Origin of the sequence: Levilactobacillus suantsaii, assembly GCF_004115745.1 — a bacterium.
GTDB classification, from domain to species: Bacteria; Bacillota; Bacilli; order Lactobacillales; family Lactobacillaceae; genus Levilactobacillus; species Levilactobacillus suantsaii.
This window is the reverse complement of the sequence record NZ_QXIL01000010.1, coordinates 44,784-63,983: the sequence shown is the minus strand read 5'-3', so window position 1 is coordinate 63,983 and position 19,200 is coordinate 44,784. Positions and strand designations below refer to the sequence as shown.

At 52.4% G+C, this 19,200-nt stretch carries 14 protein-coding genes; 11 read left to right on the top strand and 3 right to left on the bottom strand.

What is annotated here, in order from left to right; all coding sequences use genetic code 11:
• The first annotated feature begins 8 nt into the window (after window positions 1-8).
• A complete protein-coding gene (locus DXH47_RS06640; protein ID WP_129032580.1) occupies window positions 9-1,982 on the top strand; it encodes a glycoside hydrolase family 127 protein in 1,974 nt (657 codons plus the stop codon).
• A gap of 87 nt (window positions 1,983-2,069) precedes the next feature.
• Here the strand turns inward: DXH47_RS06640 and DXH47_RS06635 are convergent, their stop codons facing one another.
• Window positions 2,070-2,609 carry a hypothetical protein gene (locus tag DXH47_RS06635; RefSeq protein WP_129032579.1) on the bottom strand — a complete coding sequence of 180 codons (540 nt, stop codon included), beginning with the start codon at window positions 2,607-2,609 and terminating at the stop codon, window positions 2,070-2,072.
• Between the two features lie 221 nt (window positions 2,610-2,830).
• On the opposite strand from DXH47_RS06635, the gene DXH47_RS06630 reads away from it, so the two are divergent.
• On the top strand, window positions 2,831-3,643 hold the full coding sequence (locus DXH47_RS06630) for a DNA/RNA non-specific endonuclease (protein ID WP_129032578.1): 813 nt from the start codon (window positions 2,831-2,833) through the stop codon (window positions 3,641-3,643).
• A gap of 206 nt (window positions 3,644-3,849) precedes the next feature.
• On the opposite strand, the gene DXH47_RS11665 is transcribed toward DXH47_RS06630, so the two are convergent.
• On the bottom strand, window positions 3,850-4,005 hold the full coding sequence (locus tag DXH47_RS11665) for a hypothetical protein (RefSeq protein WP_170954973.1): 156 nt from the start codon (window positions 4,003-4,005) through the stop codon (window positions 3,850-3,852).
• Window positions 4,006-4,128: 123 nt separating this feature from the next.
• Here DXH47_RS11665 and cls point away from each other — a divergent pair, with 123 nt between their 5' ends.
• Window positions 4,129-5,580 carry a cardiolipin synthase gene (gene cls / locus DXH47_RS06625; RefSeq protein ID WP_129032577.1) on the top strand — a complete coding sequence of 484 codons (1,452 nt, stop codon included), beginning with the start codon at window positions 4,129-4,131 and terminating at the stop codon, window positions 5,578-5,580.
• Between the two features lie 199 nt (window positions 5,581-5,779).
• Here the strand turns inward: cls and DXH47_RS06620 are convergent, their stop codons facing one another.
• The gene (locus DXH47_RS06620; protein WP_225423517.1) at window positions 5,780-6,301 is read right to left on the bottom strand and encodes a QueT transporter family protein; all 522 of its coding nucleotides are present in this window, start codon (window positions 6,299-6,301) and stop codon (window positions 5,780-5,782) included.
• Window positions 6,302-6,470: 169 nt separating this feature from the next.
• Between DXH47_RS06620 and DXH47_RS06615 the strand changes: the two genes are divergently transcribed.
• The 8 genes from DXH47_RS06615 to DXH47_RS06580 all read left to right on the top strand — a co-directional run bounded on the left by DXH47_RS06615 (window position 6,471) and on the right by DXH47_RS06580 (window position 19,160).
• Window positions 6,471-9,563 (top strand): YfhO family protein, encoded by a 3,093-nt coding sequence (locus tag DXH47_RS06615; protein WP_129032576.1) that lies wholly within the window; start codon window positions 6,471-6,473, stop codon window positions 9,561-9,563.
• Window positions 9,564-9,732: 169 nt separating this feature from the next.
• Complete coding sequence (gene pcp / locus DXH47_RS06610) at window positions 9,733-10,329, top strand: pyroglutamyl-peptidase I (RefSeq protein WP_129032575.1); 597 nt, start codon at window positions 9,733-9,735, stop codon at window positions 10,327-10,329.
• 220 nt (window positions 10,330-10,549) lie between these two features.
• A complete protein-coding gene (locus tag DXH47_RS06605; protein WP_129032574.1) occupies window positions 10,550-11,503 on the top strand; it encodes an L-lactate dehydrogenase in 954 nt (317 codons plus the stop codon).
• Between the two features lie 184 nt (window positions 11,504-11,687).
• Window positions 11,688-12,605, top strand: coding sequence for a LysR family transcriptional regulator (locus DXH47_RS06600; RefSeq protein ID WP_129032573.1), 918 nt, complete (start codon window positions 11,688-11,690; stop codon window positions 12,603-12,605).
• Window positions 12,606-12,995: 390 nt separating this feature from the next.
• Complete coding sequence (gene spxB / locus DXH47_RS06595; RefSeq protein WP_129032572.1) at window positions 12,996-14,738, top strand: pyruvate oxidase; 1,743 nt, start codon at window positions 12,996-12,998, stop codon at window positions 14,736-14,738.
• 78 nt (window positions 14,739-14,816) lie between these two features.
• Window positions 14,817-15,674, top strand: a complete 858-nt coding sequence (locus DXH47_RS06590; protein ID WP_129032571.1) for an FAD synthetase family protein — start codon at window positions 14,817-14,819, stop codon at window positions 15,672-15,674.
• 516 nt (window positions 15,675-16,190) lie between these two features.
• Window positions 16,191-17,573, top strand: a complete 1,383-nt coding sequence (locus tag DXH47_RS06585) for a class II fumarate hydratase (RefSeq protein ID WP_129032570.1) — start codon at window positions 16,191-16,193, stop codon at window positions 17,571-17,573.
• A gap of 192 nt (window positions 17,574-17,765) precedes the next feature.
• Window positions 17,766-19,160, top strand: a complete 1,395-nt coding sequence (locus DXH47_RS06580) for a flavocytochrome c (protein ID WP_129032569.1) — start codon at window positions 17,766-17,768, stop codon at window positions 19,158-19,160.
• Window positions 19,161-19,200 lie beyond the last annotated feature (40 nt).

Sequence of the window (19,200 nt, the reverse complement as noted above, 5' to 3'; positions counted from 1 at the left end):
TGCTTAAAATGCCAATTAAAACTGCATCTGAACTACAAACGACAAACGTGGAAATTACGGCGGATTTTTGGCGGCGGTACCGCGAACTGGTCGTGAAGGAAGTGCTGCCGTATCAATGGCAGGTGATGAACGACCAAGCGAACATCTCGATTTCGGTGGACCCGCAAAATAACGGTCAGGATAAGAATAGTCATGCCGTGGCCAACCTGAAGATTGCGGCCGGCCAGATGACGGGTCACCACTACGGTTTCCCGTTCCAGGATACCGACGTGTATAAGTGGTTGGAAGCCGCGGCATATTCCTTTAACTACCATCCTAACGCCGACTTGCGAACGATTACGGATAACTTGGTGGATTTAATCGCCGATGCCCAGGACGATGATGGCTACCTGTCCACTTATTTTCAGATTGACGCGCCGGAACGAAAATTCAAGTGGCTCCAACAGTCTCACGAACTTTATACCATGGGTCACTACATCGAAGCTGGGGTGGCCTACTATCAAGCCACGGGCAATCACAAGGCGCTCGCCATTGCGACCCGGATGGCCGATTGTATCGACCGTAACTTTGGTCTGACGGACGGTAAGATTCCGGGGTACGATGGGCACCCAGAGATTGAACTGGCATTGGCTCGCCTGTACGAGGTGACTCAGGACCAGAAATACTTAGACTTGGCGCACTACTTCTTGACACAACGGGGCCAGAACCCGGACTTCTTCGACCAGCAAATTGCCAAGGACGGCGATTCCGACGACCGCGACATCATCCCCGGCATGCGGGAACCGGATTTGACCTACTTTCTGGCTGCGGAACCCATCAAGGATCAAAAGGTCCCGCAAGGCCATGCGGTGCGGGTGGTCTACCTTTGTACCGGGATGGCGTACGTGGCCCGGTACACGGGCGACCAAGATCTGTTAGCGGCCTGTCACCGGTTCTGGGACGACCTGGTCAAGCGGCAAATGTATGTCACCGGTAGTATTGGGGCCACGACTTCGGGCGAAGCGCTGACCTACGACTACGATTTACCGAACGACACGATGTACGGGGAAACCTGCGCCGCTGTGGGGATGGCCTTCTTTGCTCGGCAAATGTTGCATCTGGATGCCAAGGCCGAGTACGCTGATGTTTTGGAAAAGGAACTCTTCAACGGAGCGCTCAGCGGAATGTCACTAGATGGAAAGCATTTCTTCTACGTTAATCCGCTGGAAGCCGACCCTAAGGCCAGTCGGTTGAACCCGGGAAAGTCGCATGTCTTGACCCACCGGGCGGACTGGTTCGGTTGTGCGTGCTGCCCGGCCAACCTGGCGCGTTTGATTACGTCGGTGGACCAGTACCTGTACACGGTTACGGACCAGCAAACAATCTTGTCACACCAGTTCATCGCCAACCGTGCCACCTTTAATAATGGGGTGGAAATTGATCAAACCAACCATTTTCCGTGGGCTGGCGATATCCATTACACCGTGACGGTCCCACAGGGGCTCACGACAAAATTGGGCTTACGGATTCCGGGCTGGTCACCGAACTTTACCTTGAAGGTTAACGGGAAAGATGTAGATCCGACTGTGGACCACGGGTTTGTGTACCTGACACTTACGGCGGACACGACCATTGACCTAACTCTCGATATGACGGTCAAGTTCATGCAAGCCAACAACCGAGTCAGTGCCGACTACGGGCAAGTGGCCGTGCAACGCGGGCCCATCGTTTACGCCGCTGAAGAGGCCGACAACCCGGCGCCACTGTGGCAGTACCGCGTTGACCCGAGCGTTGCGCCGACCTACCAATACGACAAAAAGTTACTTAACGGGGTCGGGATCGTTACGGTTGCCGCAACCAAGCCGGCTAGTGACGCTTCCGATGCGCCGCTTTACCAACCGCTTCAGCTGGCAAATGACATGGCTACCAAGCTGAAGCTGATTCCGTACTACGCCTGGGCGAACCGAGAAAACGGCCAGATGCGTGTTTGGTTCCACCGGTAATAATTAACTGAATCACTAAAAAACTGACCAGTGCCATCATGGTGGTGTATTCCATGATGGCACTGGTCAGTTTTAGTTGAATGATGGTTACTTAGCCGCTTCTACGAAGACGGCCTGGGTCACGTCTGCGTCAACGTCCCGGGCGATGTGGTAGCCCGCGACTTTGACCTTGGACGTCTTATCGGTCCCCGTTAAAGTCTTTTTGACCGTGAACTTCTGGGTCATTGGGATATCAGATAACTTCCCCTTAAAGTGAATGACCGTACGGTTCCCCTTAGTCTTGAAAGTGGCCTGCAAGGTTCCAGACTTATTCAGCGCGTTAGCTTTTTGGGCGGCACTGTAGGATTTGTAAATCTTATTCACGTTGTAGACCGTAGCCTTACCGTTCTTATTGAACCGGTAAGCTTCTAGGCCGGAATTACTCTTGGATTTGAGGTTGCCCGCCACGTACCAGAGCTGGTTGGACTTCAAAATAGTTGATTTAACGTCTTGTTTCTTTGTGGTTCGGTTCTTGAAACTAGCTTGTTGGTTGCTGCCAGATTGACTACTCTTGTTGCAACCCGCTAACCCGATAGTGATCAGGGCGACCAAACTCACGAGCGTCGCGAAAATTCGGGCTTTCTTCATGATAAACTCACCTCGTCAAATAAATTAGCTCCTTTAGCGGAGTTCTCTGTTAGAGTGCTGCTCTTCGAATAGTATAGCATGGATAACCGGTTGATTTATGATCGGGGCGGAGAAAAAAAGTTAGGTTCCAGTAATCGATTCATGGAATTGGGCGCACGGCTGTTCGGGTTTTCTGGTAAAATAGGACCATAGTTTTGGGTCATTTAGGGAGGAAATTGAGCATGGGTAAACGTCGCCGTCGTCGAGGCACGTCATTCTCCGTTTACGGGGCAATTATCATTGTATTGATTGGGTTAGTGGGGTCCCTGGGTGAACAGGGCAACCCAACGGCTAAAAAACTCACCAATGAAGTCACACAGGTAGTCGACCGGGTCAGTGGTAAGTCTGACCAGGCTAGCACCAAGACGCCGACCCAGTCGGTGGCCACCAAGGCCTTAGCGAACGACAAGTATCAGGGCACGCAAATCGTGGCGGTCAACCATAACCGACCAACGTTCACGGCTAAAGAGTTATCCTTGAAAAAGGGCGCCTGGCAAAAATATGGGGACTTAGATAGCTTGAACCGGGTCACCACGGCTAACGCAATGCTCAGCAAAAGCATCATGCCCACGGCCAAGCGTCAGGCGTTGAACGTGACGCCCACGGGGTGGCATAACAAGTCATACACGGTTAACGGTAAGCGCGGCTATTTGTATAATCGCTGTCACTTGATTGGCTACCAGCTGACCGGGCAAAACAACAACTGGAAGAACTTGATGACCGGGACCCGCTCGTTGAACGATCCGGGGATGACGGCTTACGAAAACCCGGTGGCCAATTACTTAAAGGCCCACCCGAAGTACCACGTCCGCTACCAGGTCCAGCCGGTCTTTCGCGGTAACGAACTGGTCGCTCGGGGGGTGCACATGCAGGCCAAGTCCATTGAGACCAAGGATATTACTTATAACGTTTATATTTATAACATTCAAGCCGGCATTAAGATCAATTACAGCACGGGGTACAGCCAGACTGGCGATCCCGCTGCGGCTTTTTAAATTGAATCAGTCAATAAGGACCGGGCACAAAATACTAAAGTGCACCACCTCTAAATGGAAAAATCCATTTGTAGGTGATGCACTTTTTAAGTTGTTCGGTGGCCGTAATGGTGCCGAAACGTGCGTCAAAAGTCAGTTTGTTAATGCGGTAAGACACGCGAACTAAGTAACTTTTGGCCCACACTTTTATTGGTGATGGTCGCACCCTAGCGACGGTTATTATAGCGGTAGATGAGGTACAGCACGATGCCGACTAACAGGATGACCGCAATCATGGGGTTTTCCCGAAAGATCCAGTGGAAGACCCGAAACGGACTGGTCCCATGAAGACCGCCCAAGAGGGTGACTGCGTGATTCAACATTGATTTAACCCCCTTAAGAATTATAGTTATTGTAGCGGAATTGAAATCGAAAAAAAAGTAAAGACATTTAGTGGTTTTGGCGTATGATGAAAAGGACAAAGCGTATAAGGAGGGAAATTTGCTGTGAGTGTCACAACAATTATTGAAGCCATTATTATCCTGAACACGGTGTTGGCCTTCATCACCGTCTTTCGGGAAAAGCGCGATATTGCGGCGACCTGGGCGTGGATGTTGGTGCTCGTTCTCTTGCCCGTCGTGGGATTTGTGGCCTATGCGTTTATTGGGCGTAAACTTCCCAAGGGGCGGATGTTTTTACTCCAACACCAAGTCGCGATGCAGCTGGATGAACGACTGCAACAGCAACGGCAAAAACTGGGGAAGCAGATTATGCCAGCCGACCGTATCAGTCACTCGGTCATCAATATGGTGAATATGTTCATGGCGACCGACCAAGCCTTTTTAGCTCGCCAAAATAAGGTCCAGGTGATCACCGACGGTCACGAGCTCTTTCAGCTGATGATGACCGATATCGAACAAGCGACTTCTAGCGTTCACATTGAATTTTACACCTTTTACAATGATCAAATTGGAAATGATATGTTGGACTTGCTGGTCAAGAAGGCTCAGGCTGGCGTTGAGGTCCGGGTGATTTACGATCCTTGGGGCTCGATGGGGACTTGGAAACGGTTCTTCAACCCCCTGATGGCTGCGGGCGGTCACGTGGAACCCTTCCTGGGTACCCGGTCGGCTGTCGTCGATTTTCGGTTGAACTTTCGGGATCACCGTAAAATCGTGACGGTGGACGGCCAGGTCGGTTACGTTGGAGGCTTTAACATCGGTGACCAGTATTTGGGCCGCAAGAAGAAGTTTGGCTACTGGCGCGACACCCATTTACGGTTGATGGGCTCCGGGGTCTTTGCGTTGCAGGCCCGCTTCATGCTGGATTGGAACGCCACGGATAAGGACCACCCCTTCGACGACCAACGCATCGACCCGCGTTATTTCCCGTTGACCACGGTCAAGGGCGAGACTAGCCTGCAGATTGTCTCCAGTGGACCGGATTCTGATTTGCAGCAGATTAAGATGGGCTACATGCGAATGATTCAAACGGCCCAGCGTCGTTTGTGGATTCAAACGCCGTACTTGATTCCCGACGACAGTGTCTTGGACTCGTTGCGGATTGCGGCTATGGCGGGCATCGACGTGCGCATCATGATTCCGGATAAGGCGGATCACCCGTTCGTCTACCGGGCGACCCAGTACTATGCGCGGCAGTTAGCCGACGACGGGGTCAAAATCTACTATTATCATAACGGTTTCATTCACGCCAAGACCATGGTGGTCGATGGTCAGTTGGCGTCCGTGGGCTCGGCGAACCTGGATTACCGGAGTTTTAAATTGAATTTCGAAATCAACGCGTTCATTTACGACGCCCAGATTGCTACCCAACTGGAGAATATTTTTAAGATTGATATGACGCATAGTGAACGGATTACGCCCGAAATGTTTGCGCAACAATCGGCTTATTTGAAGTTCAAACAAACTGCTTCCCGCTTATTGTCTCCTATTTTGTAAGGTTACTTTGCTGTGGAACAAATTAGTTGGTTTTCGCGGGAGCAGGGGTGTATTCTGAAACTGCTGATGAGCTTCGTTGCTTGCCGGATTGAGGCCAGTGGCAACACTGGTGGCAAGATGAAGTGAGTCGTTGACAGCAGAATAAAAGTATCGACTAAGGGGGCACCCCGCAACTTGTGGGGTGCCCCCTTAGTCTGTCTTATTTGGTGAAATCAAGTTTGAGGCTCAGGAGGTAGACGATTAACCCACCGACGACCATGCTGACCAGTTCACCAGCCCCGATGGTGAACCAGTTCGCCCAGAAGGTGGGCCAGAAGGCGGTTTTGGCGATGAAGGCGTACTCCCAAGCAATCATGCACATGAAAAAGACCGCGACCACCGTGTTCAGGGCCAACTTCCCGATTTTATTGGGGACGTAGCGACCTAGCCAAACCATCACGAGTAAGGCCAGTAACGTCTGCACGGTGCCGGTCACCACGTCTAACAAGCCCAGTGATGACCCGAAGATGTTGGCGATAAAGACGCCCAGGGTGACCGCGACAATGTAGCGCCGATTGAAGCTGACCAGGTGGTTGAACATTTCCGAGAAGCGGACTTGCACCACCCCATAACTCAAAGCGGGCAAGGCCATCGTGACCACAACGTAGAGGGCCGCCACGAGAGCGGCAAGGACCATGTCGCGGGGACTATCGATCCCGAAAAAACTTTTTTTAGACTGCACGAGCAATTCCTTCCTTTGCTAAGTATGTAAGTGACGAGGTTGGCTTAAGCGTAGCGCAAACCGCCGCTTTTCGCAAAGTGGCGGTTTGACACTTGCCAAGCGACTTTGTACATTAAGAACTAGGGTGCGTTGCGCGCGCTCAAATTAAGTTGGGGGTTTTGAGAGACTTATGGAGATTGGACATCACCAGTGGCGTGGGCCACTTTGGTACACGGTAGCGTTCGCTGTTTTAGCAGCGCTGAGTTTTGGCGTGTTTGCGTTAGCGAACCGCACGTTGATTTGGAACATGGACGGCATCACCCAGCATTACCCGGTGATGATTGAACTCCACCGTCTACTCCACCAACAAGGCCTAGCGGGATTAACCGGCTGGTCATGGACTTTCGGTTTAGGGGCTGATAAACTCACCACGCTGGCCTATTACGTGTTGGGTGACCCGTTCGCTTACGTCTTGGCGCTGTTCCCATTGCGGGACTTAGAGACCGGATATGGGATCTTCGTGGTCCTGCGACTCTACGCCACCGGGCTGGCCTTCCTCTACTTTGCCCGTCAGTTTCACTTTAAACCACTGAGCCAGGTCATGGGCGCGGTGACCTACGCGTTTACCGGATATTCGCTGATGGTCGGTGTCCACCATCCTTTTTTCTTGCTGCCGATGATGTGGTTGCCACTATTGGCCATCGGAATTGAACGTCTTTATTGCGGGCGCAGTTGGACCTTCTTGGGTCTCATCACGGGGCTGACAGTACTCAGTAACTTCTATTTCGCCTACGTTTTGGGGTTAGGAAGTTTGGGCTATGCCGTGATTCGCTATCTCGATTTACGAGCGGCCAAGCGGGTGGCGATTTCTCTGCGCGTAGCCGTGACGCGCTGTTTGCTGGCGGCCGGTAGTGGGGTGCTATTTGCGGGGGTACTGATCTACCCGTCACTGTTGATGATGTTACATTCGACGCGAGCGGCGGTCAGCTTTGCCAATGGGCTGTGGTTGTACCCAGCCAGCTATTATTTGAAACTTAGCAACGCCATTTTGACCACCGGTAACGGACTGAGCTACTGGGCTATCTTGGGGATCAGTAGTCTGGGCTTTCTGGGGTGCGTCTACGTGGTGGTCCACTGGCGGCGGTACCACTACCTGACCCTCACGCTGGCGTTGATCGTGGTGGGGATGCTTTTCCCGGCCGTCGCGGCAATCTTCAACGTCTTTTCCACCCCGTCGAATCGCTGGTTGTTACTGGCCGCCATTCCCGTGGGCTTGGCGACCATGACGTTGATGGACCACGTGACGACGCTGACCTTGAGCGACCGGCGCTGGTTAGGCGGGGCCACGGCTGTTTTACTACTGATAGTCTACCTGAGTAATGGGCTGACCTTCGATAACCCGGAACGCAACCTCTTGACCTACGGGGTATTGTTGGCGTTGACCGCCGTCCTGCTGGGCAGTGCCCACCAACCGGCCAAGGTCACGCTGACACTGATTGGCGCCCTAGTGGGGCTGAACCTGCTGGGTAACGCCTGGGGGTATTACAACCCCAACGCTGGTAGCCAGGCGACTAAAGAATTACGCCGCGGAGACGCGACCGCCTATTTAAAAAACTATTATGATGGTGCCCAAACGGCAGTTAAGGCCCAAAAAGGGTTCCACCGGGTCAGTACTTTACCTAACTACAATCTCTTTCGAACCGTCGGTAATAATTTCACCATGGTCCACCAACTCCCCGGCATCATGTCGTATTTCTCCGTGGAAAATGGGGCTGTGGGACAGTTCAGTCAAGACCTCCAAAATTCACAGTACACCATGAACTCGCCCATTGGCCAGGCCGACAATCGCACGGCCATGAACAACCTGTTAGGCGTTAAAACGTTGTTCGCGCGACAGGACCAAGTGGCCAATCATACGGCGCGACCGTACGGGTATCACGTCACCAAGCGCGTCTTTAACGAGCAACCGGTCTACGGGTTGTCGAACGGGACGGGCACGCGGTTATTGACTACAGATTTGGCCTTCCCATTAGTCTATAGTCAGCCCCAAGCGCTCACGCAAGCACAGTGGTACCGCCTGTCCGGGGTCGATAGGGAACGCAGTTTGACCCAGGCGGCCGTGGTTAAGAAACGCCACCGGGGCGTCACCGCGGCGCATTACCAGTCACCGAAACGGTCTTTGGCTTATTCGGTGACGACGCAGGAACAACCAGTGATCGATAGCGTCAACAAGGTCGTTCAATACCGCTTGAAGCAGGCTCACACCGGCCAAAAAGATGGTCTCAATGACAAGCAAACGGATAACTTTGGCGCTACCCTGCAGGCGCCGGACCTGAAAGTGGACCGCAATGGGCTTATCAGTAAGGCTGCCGTTAAGCAGTACGGGCCGCAGGTTCAGTTAAACCGCCACCGGTCAGCACTCGACCGGGTCTTGGCCCAAAACCAACAACTCTTGCAGCAGACGGCTCAGGCCAACCGCCACGGGTTGCACCAACTGACCAGTGACGCGCAGGGCCAACCGTTGACCTATACGTTGACGTTGAAGCGCCCCAAGCGCGCTCAGGGAAGTGAACTCTACTTAGAACTTGATGGCATCACTGCCCAACGTCTGACAACGCAACAACGGCTGCAGAATCAAGAAAATACGAGTGTTTTGGGTGCTACGCCGCTGTCGGCTTTGACTAAGCTCAATACTTGGCGGGACGCGGTGGGGAGTCCCGACCTTGGCGATTACTGGGTCACGGCTAAGACTCGGAATCAGTCCAAGACTTTCTCCCAGTTTGGAATCGACAACATGTCGGACTACGAACCCAAGCATCGAGTCCTGTTGAACCTGGGGTATAGCCAGCAAAAGCGGCGGACCATCGACATCACCTTTAGCACCACGCACCAATTGTCATTCAAGTCGGCCAAGATCATCGCCATGCCGTTTAACGCCAAATACGATCGTCAGGTCCACGCGGCCCAACGGCGCGGCCTAAAACACAGTCACGTTACGGCTAACCGGGTGACCGGGGACCTGACGTTAACGCGGCCTGGCGTGCTGACCACGTCGATTCCGTATTCGACGGGCTGGCGCTTAACGGTCGATGGGCGATCCGTGGCGACAGAACGGGTCAACGACGGCTTCGTAGGTGCGCAACTCAAGGCGGGGACTCATCGCATTCGCTTGACTTACCACACGCCGGGACTGACGCTGGGTCTGGTGGCCAGCGGTATCGGGACCGTCTGGCTGCTGCTCAGCGCGGGACTTCCCGCTTGGCGCCGACGGCAAAGTCGCTAAAAAATCAATAAAAGGTAAACGGGGGTTTCAAGGCTGGTGGTTGCGCTAAAGTCGTGACTGACGGGGCTTGAGGCACCCGTTTAATTTTCTCACCAAATTGGACGATTTTTGACTAGTTTTTCGCTGGGAAATGACTATAATAGGGAACAATTTTAAGGAGTGATGGCGAATGAAGATTTTAGTGACTGGGTTTGATCCGTTTGCTGGCGCACAACAAAATCCCGCCTGGGAGGCCGTTTCCCGCTTACCGCAACAGCTTGGACGGGCGACCATCGTTTCGTTACAGGTGCCGACTATTTTTAACCGCTCGGCGGCTATCGTCCACGCTGCCATTCAGCGGGAGCGCCCGGACGTCGTTGTTAGCGTGGGCCAAGCTGGCGGAAGGTCAGCGCTGTCCCTAGAACGGGTGGCGATTAATTTGGATGACGCGCGCATCGCCGACAACGCGGGCCAAGCCCCGCACGACCAGCCGATTCAGCTGGCGGGGGCGACCGCCTACTTCACCCAGTTGCCGGTCAAAGCCATGCGAACGGCAATCCGGCAAGCTGGCGTCCCGGCGCAACTGTCGACCACGGCGGGGATCTTCGTGTGCAACCACCTGATGTATCAGGTTCAGTATCAACGGGCAACTGAATTTTCGACGCTCAAAGCCGGTTTCATCCACATTCCCTACCTCCCCAGCCAGGTGGTCGACCGGCCAGGGGTTCCTAGTTTGGCCTTGACCGAAGCGGTGAAGGGACTGACTGCCGCGTTGAGTGTGTTGTAAGTTTCCAGGGACTCGGCCAGGCGTTTTCATTTTGGGTGGTATCGACTTGTGAAGTTTTGGGGAAGCCGATTTTTATTTTTAAAAATTATGGCGAAAAATTGCATTTTTTAAAAACCGTGTTATGATAAAAGTGACTTTACGACACGAACAAAAATGAAATGGGGTAGGTGACACTACCCGCTACTAGCCGGATGAAGACGTGCTGAAAGGGAGTCTCAATTTGCAAAAACAAACGAAAAACCAAAAAGTTGTGTTGGTCGGTGACGGTTCTGTGGGGTCAGCATACGCTGTGCTCATGATGCAACAAACTGTCATGGACGAGTTAGTCATTGTCGATATCGCCAAGGATCATAGCGAAGGCGACGCGTTGGATTTGGAAGACACCCAACTTTGGGGTCAACCGAAATGGGTCCACGCCGGTACCTACGCTGATACCAAGGATGCCGATATCGTGGTCATCACAGCCGGGGTTCCCCGCAAGCCAGGTGAGACCCGCTTAGATTTGGTCCAAAAGAACTTGAAGATTTTGAAGACTATCGTGGGCCCCGTGGTCGACAGTGGGTTCAATGGCATTTTCTTGGTTTCCGCTAACCCCGTTGACATCTTAACGGCCGCCACCCAGAAATTATCCGGCTTCCCCGCTAACCGTGTCCTAGGTACTGGGACGTCGCTGGATACGGTCCGCTTACGCGTGGCGTTGGGTAAGCAATTAGACTTGGCACCTCAAACGTTAGACGTCAACGTCATCGGAGAACACGGTGACACCCAATTCGCCGCTTACTCCCCAGCCAAGGTCGGCGACCAAAGCTTACTGGACGTGGCCCAAGCTAAGGGCTTGAGCTTAGACGACCTGAAGCAGACCGAAGATGGCTCGCGGAAGAAGGGTGGCCAAATCATCGGCTTGAAGGGTGCCACCTTTTACGGGGTCGCGACCTGCTTGACGCGGATTACCAAGGCTATTTTGAACAACGAAAACGTGGTCTTACCCGTCGGTGCCCACTTGGACGGCGAATACGGCGTGCACGACTTGTACTTAGGGACCCCAGCGTTGATCAACGCGCAGGGTGTGGCTCAAGTCTTACCATTAGACCTGTCGGCTGATGAACAGGATCAAATGACGGCTTCGGCTCAAGCAATGGCGAAAGTCTTGAACGGTGCCATGGCCACGAACTAAGCAGTTGAATCAGGAATTTATGGAAGGACTCGAAAATTTTTCGGGTCTTTTTTGTACTGTGGGGGAGCCTCCCGGAGAAATCAGTGGGGCAACTACGGATAATATGATATAACGGTACTAGGGCGCAGCTGGTGTGGGGGTCATTGATGTTGGGTCCAATTCCAAAACAGAAGGATGATAGCCGGTGAATACCCGTGACTTGGCCTTTTTTCGGGCCATTGTACAATATAAAAATTATACTTACGTGGCGGAACGCTTCGAAGTGTCTCAACCCGCTGTGAGTCAGGCCATTAAGCGCTTGGAACGTGAATTTGGCGCAACGTTGGTCAAGCAGGATCGCATTCACCACCAGACCGTGATCACCCGGGCGGGAATGCTGCTGTATCAGAGCGCGCAGGCGATTCAAAACAGTATCTCGCTAGCGCACCGCGAGATTGAATTCTCCCAGCAACGGCAGATTCGCTTCGGCCTGCCGCCGGTCATCGGGGCCCTGTACTTTCCCCAGGTCGCCGCGGCGCTGTTGAAGCGCGGGTGGTTGAACCAGATCAAAATCGTGGAGAATGGCTCGGCGCAGATTCTGACCAACCTGGTCCGTGGTGACATCGACATTGCCTTGATTGGATCCCCGCGGCCCCTGCATCATCAGGGCATCGAGGCTATTTCGTTAGGGGCCCGGCCATTCAATGTCATCGTGAGTCCGGCCAACCCGCTGGCCAAACGGACCTCAATTGGGTTCAAGGAACTGGGCGACCAACCCTTTATCGGCCTGGATGGCAAGTTCGTTCATCCCGAAGCCTTTCGGGCCTACTGTAAGGCCGCGGGGATCACGCCGAACATTATCTACCGCACTCCGGACATTGCCTGGCTCAAGAGTATCGTGCGCGAGAACCTGGGCCTAGGCTTTCTGGTCCAAGATGCTGTGAGCACCATCGACGGGGTGGTCGGGTTGAAGATTACTGACCAGCTGATGGACCGCTTCAACGTGTCGATCGCCTACCGGAAGGGGTACGTGATGACGCCGGAGGAAACGGCCTTCATCAGATTATTGACGCGTATGCAGATTCCGGACCCCCAAGTGCCCATTTCCAATACAAATAATTAAAACTTATAAGCCCCTGGTGCGGTCACCGGGGGCTTTTTAGTGGGCTTGCTAGGCGGGAAAACGGCTACGAATGCCGAGAATTAAGCATTTATCACTGAACTACTAAGCTTGTTGACGGTCGGCATTTAATTATAAAAAAAGTGTTGAAAAAAATAAAAATTTTTTTGTAAGGGCAATCATGTTAAGGATTACACAGTTGTAACCGTTGTCACGGCAACCACATAAGTCCTACTTATGTGGCACACAAAGTTTGACTATAATCCTGAAAGCGCTTTAACATGTGTTTGTAATCAAGTGACAGCCGTTAGCTTTTCACCCCCGAACAAGACACCATCCAAAACTTGTAGCAGGCGGGTGTGGGTAACGGTGATAATAAGGAGAGATATGAAGATGCCAGAAAAAATTAGCGGTTCCGATGCTGTCTTAAAGGTTATTCAAGACTGGGGTGTCGATCACATTTACGGTTATCCTGGTGGGTCGTTCGATTCTACGATGAACGCTTTGCATAACCAAAAGGATACCTTGAAGTTTATCCAGGTTCGTCATGAAGAAGCTGGCGCCATTGCCGCCACTGCTGATTCCAAGTTGACGGGTAAAATCGGGGTTTGCTTCGGGTCTGCTGGTCCTGGTGCCGTTCACCTGTTAAACGGGTTGTACGATGCTAAGACTGACAACACACCAGTTTTGGCGATTGTTGCGCAAGTGCCAACGAACCGGATGAACATGGACTTCTTCCAAGCCATGAACGAAGAACCAATCTTCGACGACGTTTCGGTTTGGAACCGGACGGCCATGACTGCCGAAAGCTTACCACGGATGACTGATGAAGCCATCAAGCAAGCTTACCAAAAGAAGGGTGTTGCCGTTTTGACCATCCCGAAGGACTTCGGTTGGGCTGAAATTGACGACAACTACGTTTCCTCTGCGAATACGCACGTTGAACCCGTTTACCCAGATCCAGAACCAGCCAGTGTTAAGAAGGCTGCTCAAATGATCAAGGACGCTAAGTCCCCAATGATCTACTTCGGGATTGGGGCCAAGGACGCTGCCGATGAATTAAAGGAAGCTTCCGAAAAGTTCAAGATGCCACTGATTTCTTCCGTCTTAGCTAAGGGCATCCTCGACGAATCCTACCCAGCTTACTTAGGGTCAACTGGTCGGGTTGCACCAAAGCCAGGGGCTGAAATTGGCTTCTCCACCGACCTGATTGTTTGGGTTGGGAACGATGTCCCATTCAGTATCTTCCTCTTCAACCGTAAGGCGAAGGTCATTCAAATCGATATTGAAAGCGAAAAGTTAGGCAAGCGGCGTCATGCTGATTTGCCAATGCTGGCTGATTCGAAGAAGGCCTTACGGGCCATCATCGATGCCGGTGACGCTCGCGAAGCTTCAGCCTTCTACAACGCTTCATTAGCTGATAAGAAGAACTGGACTGACTGGCAAGATAGCTTCAAAGACAGCGATGAAATGCCAGTTCGCCCTGAACCAATCTTTGACGTTTTGAACAAGACTGCTAGTGACAAGGCCGTCTTCGGCGTCGATGTTGGGAACGTCAACATCAACTTTGAACGTCTGATTGACATGCACGGTGACCAGAAGTGGGTTACCTCTGGGAAGTACGCCACGATGGGCTTTGGTTTACCAGCTTCCATCGCAGCCAAGATTGCTTACCCCGACCGTGATGTTTACAGCTTGAGTGGTGATGGTGGTTTCGCCATGTTGATGGAAGAAATCTTAACCCAAGTTAAGTACAACTTGCACGTAATCAACGTGGTCTTCAGCAACGAAACCTTAGGCTTTATCGAAGCTGAACAGACCGATGACAGTCACCAACCATTATCCGGGGTTGATTTGCCAGCCACTGACTGGGCAACTGCCGCTAAAGGGATGGGTGCCGAAGCTTACACCGCAACGACTAAGGCTGAATTCCAAAAGGCTATCGATGCTGCGCAAAAGACCGACAAGCCAGTCTTGATCGATGTGAAGTTGACTCACGAGATGCCATTGACCACGGAACACATGTTTATCGACCCATCATGGCAAGACCAAGACAAGATCGACGAATTCGTCAAGAAGTACCAAGCACAAGACTTAAAGCCATTTAGTTACTTCTTAAAAGAAGCTCAAAAGTAACGTAAATATGGTGAGATTGACGAAGGGAGATATTTCGATATCTCCCTTTGTTGTTAAACAGATTTAGGAGGGAGCGGCATGCAGGTCATTCGACTGAACACCAAAACAATTCGACAGGTGCATCCTAAGACGCCCGTGGTGATGGCGTTGGGGTTCTTTGACGGCGTCCATCGCGGTCATCAGGCGGTCTTGGCGCGTGCCCGGCAGATTGCTAACGACCGGCAAGTCCCATTAGCCGTGATGACCTTTAGCCGCCACGCCTCCCGGGTCTTTGAGACCCAACCCACAACGGACTTTCGGTATTTGAATACCATCAGTCAAAAAGTGGCGCTATTGCAAAAAAACCAGGTCGATCTGGTCTACTTGGTCGACTTTACCCGTGACTTTGCGGCGATTTCTCCACAGGACTTCGTGGACACCTATTTGTTAGGCCTCAACGTCTGTGGAGTGGTCGGGGGCTTCGACTACACCTTTGGGCGGGGCGGGCACACCCTGCTCTCCCAAATGGCGCAATACAGCCACAATCGCTTTACCACCACGGTGGTGGCCGAACACGATGCTGAACACCGGAAAATCGGGTCGACGGCCATTCGTCATCTGATTCGGGTGGGGCACGTGCAACGGGCCAACGCCCTGTTAGGTCACCCGTACGCCTTGGCTGGGCAACTGGTGCCCGTGAGTGGCAACCAGTTTTGCTTCAAACTCGCCAGTCGTCTCCAGCAACGGCCACCGTTCGGGACTTACCGGTGTCAGGTCAAGACGGCACAGGGAATTTACCCGGCAACGTTGATGTTGACGCCCACGGTCGTTCGGGTCACTGCCCCGCAATTGCGGGTGGCGACGCAGGCTGGTGAGGTGGCTATCTTGGGACAGTCGTTGCCGTGGCGTCCCTGGCGTCACGGTCAACGCCCAGTCATCGCCGCATGGGCCATATAAACCAAGGTTACAGTCATACTAGGATCTCGGGAACCAATCCCCGGGATCCTTTTTTGCTGTCCAGGTGATTGTCTTGGTTCGGATAGGGAAGCCGCGCAACGATTGGGGAGTGAGCTCGACTGATCCGACAAAGCCAGGCCGGCCTTAGACTGGGGCCTAGCGGGGGTGGTATGCGCCGTGAACGGGTTCTTTTGTGAGGCATTTTTGAACGGCAAAGCGTTAGATGATAATGCAAACGCTTACAAATAAAACTTTTTATTTTGCAAACGCAGGTTTTCGTTTTAGCGCTTTCTTGTGAATTTGTGAAACCTTGTACTATTGGGATTGTGAAGACCTATTCAGGCAACCATTAATCTTTTTTATACCCCCAATAGGGTTTGACTATAGCCAAAAATTCCAGCTATTCTAAGGTTGTTCGTAAAGTCACGGGGGAATTTTCATGATTTTCAGATATTCCCTCGTTAGTTTTTTAAGTTAAATGTTATTCATATCACAAAAAAGTTGGAGGAATTTACCATGGCAGATTATCGTATTGAAGCAGATACCTTAGGCGACGTTAAGATTCCTAGCACCGCACTTTGGGGTCCCCAAACGGAACGGAGCCGGAACAACTTCCCAACCGGTCAGTTCATGCCAATCGCAATTATTCGGGCATTACTACAGATTAAGAAAGCCGCTGCAGAATCAAACCAAGATTTAGGCGAGATTTCCGCCGAAAAGGGTGCCCTGATTCAAAAGGCGATTGATGAACTCTTGGCGTTGAGCGACGAAGACCTGCGCAAGGACTTCCCACTCCGTGTTTACCAAACGGGTTCCGGAACTCAAACCAACATGAACACCAACGAAGTTGTCGCTAACAAAGCGATGCAATTGAACCCAGATATCGAAGTTTTGCCCAACGATGATGTCAACCATGGTCAAAGCTCCAACGATATTTTCCCAACGGCCATGAACATCACGGCTAGTGTCGCAGTCCAAAAACTAGAAGCGGCTGCCCAACACTTAATCGATGAATTGACCGCTAAGCAAAAAGAATACTGGCGCGTGGTCAAGATTGGCCGGACCCACTTGCAAGATGCGACGCCATTGACCTTTGGCCAAGAAGTTAGCGGCTGGGCCAGTGCCATCCAACATGATTTGGACTACTTGAAGTCTTTAGATCCAACCTTACTCGAATTCGCGATGGGCGGAACCGCTGTCGGGACCGGCTTGAACGCCGCACCTGGTTTTGCCGAAGAAATCGCTAAGAAGATGAGCAAGGTCTACGGGCCAAAGTTCACGGCAAAGACCAATAAGTTCTATGGCTTAGCTCATCACTCTGGTTTGGACGTGGTTCACGGCGCGATGAAGACCTTAGCGGCTGATTTGATGAAGATTGCTAACGACGTGCGGTTCCTCGCTTCTGGTCCTCGGGCGGCTTACGATGAATTGAACATTCCGGCTAACGAACCAGGGTCATCCATCATGCCCGGCAAGGTCAACCCAACCCAAGCTGAAGCCATCACCATGGCAGCGGCTCGTGTGATGGGGAACGACGTCACGGTTACGGTCGCTTCATCTCAAGGGAACTTTGAAATGAACGTTTACAAGCCAGTCTTGATCGACGCCTTTTTGGAATCCGCCGAACTCTTACGCGGGACCATGATGGGCTTTGCCGACAAGATGATCCATGGCATGACGGTCAACCAGAAGCGGATGACGGAATTAGTCGACAACTCCTTGATGACGGTCACGGCCTTATCTCCGCACATCGGTTACCATGATAGTGCGAAGATTGCCCAAGCGGCTGATAAAGCCGGGTCAACGTTGAAGGAAGCTGCCGTTAAATCCGGTAAGGTCTCCGCTGAAGACTTTGACAAGTGGGTCGACCCGTTGAAGATGACCAACATCGACCGGTAAATTTTGAAGGGATTGACGCCTGATGACCCTGTTAGCAGTAACCTTACTGATCAGTGCTGCGGCTAGCCTCGGGGCAGCGGTAGCCAACCTGGATGAGTAATGCACGTAAATAAGTTTGGCGAAACGGCACGTGATGGTGCCGTTTCCCGTCATCACGATAAAAGCATGAAGTAACACGAAAGGAAACCACTCATGGCAGAAAAGTTTAAATTTGTTCCAAACGATTTAGCAGAATTACAAGACCGCTATGACCTGATTGTCATTGGTTCTGGTGGGACCGGCCTGGTTGCCGCCTTACAAGCTCACGAATTAGGCTTGCATCCGGTCGTCTTAGAAAAGATGCCAAAATTAGGGGGTAACACCAACCGGGCCTCTTCCGGAATGAACGCCGCTGAGACCAACGTCCAGTTGCACAACCACGTGGTCGACAGTTTCGACGAGTTCTACGCCGACACCTACAAGGGTGGCGGTAAGTTGAACGATCCTGACATGTTGAAGTACTTCACCAGCCACAGTGCCTTGGCTATCGACTGGTTGGCCGACCACGGGATCATCTTGGACGACTTGACCATCACCGGGGGGATGCAGAAGAAGCGGACCCACCGGCCAAGTTCGATGGCCCCAATTGGTGGCTTTCTGGTCACCGAGTTATTGAAGCAGGTCCAAGCCGAAAAGATTCCTGTCTTTACTAACGTCACGGTCACAAGTCTTAACGTCAACGACGACAAGGTGACTGGCGTTACGGTGAAGACCGAAAAAGCGGCTGGCGAAACCATCAACGCCAACGCCGTGGTCTTAGCCACCGGCGGTTTCGGGGCCAACCAGAAGTTGATTGGCAAGTACCGCAAGGATTTGGTCGGCTACAACACGACTAACCAACCTGGTGCAACCGGTGACGGGATTGAATTAGCCACGGCCGCTGGTGCTGATTTGGTCGACATGGACCAGATTCAAGTCCACCCAACCGTCCAACAAGATACCGATCATGCTTACCTGATTGGGGAAGCTGTGCGGGGCGAAGGTGCCATCTTAGTAGGCGCCGACGGCAAGCGGTTCGTGAACGAACTGGATACCCGGAAGAACGTGACGGGCGCCATTGATAAGTTACCCGCTAAGAGTGCTTACCTGATTTTTGACACGGGCATTCGTTCCCGGGTCAAGGCCGTTGAATTTTACGACCACATTGGCTTGGTCAAGCACGGTGACAGCATTGCCGACTTAGCCAAGGCGTTAGACATCGACGCCGATACCTTGACGCAGACCGTCGCTACCTGGAACCAAGACGTGGCCCAACAAAAGGACGCCGCCTTTAACCGGACCATGGGGATGGACCGCGACATCTCGGCTGGCCCGTTCTTCGCCATTCACATTGCCCCGGCCGTTCATTACACCATGGGTGGGATTAAGATTAACCCTAAGACCCAGGTCTTGAAGGCTGACGGCACGCCGGTTAACGGCTTGTTTGCGGCCGGTGAAGTTGCTGGTGGCTTACACGGGAGCAACCGGATCGGTGGGAACTCCATCGCCGAAACGGTGGTCTTTGGCCGGCAAGCGGGTGAACAAGTCTACACCTACTTGCAAGCGTAATTAATCTTAAAACGAACAGGGCGGTTAGCAAACGGCCAGC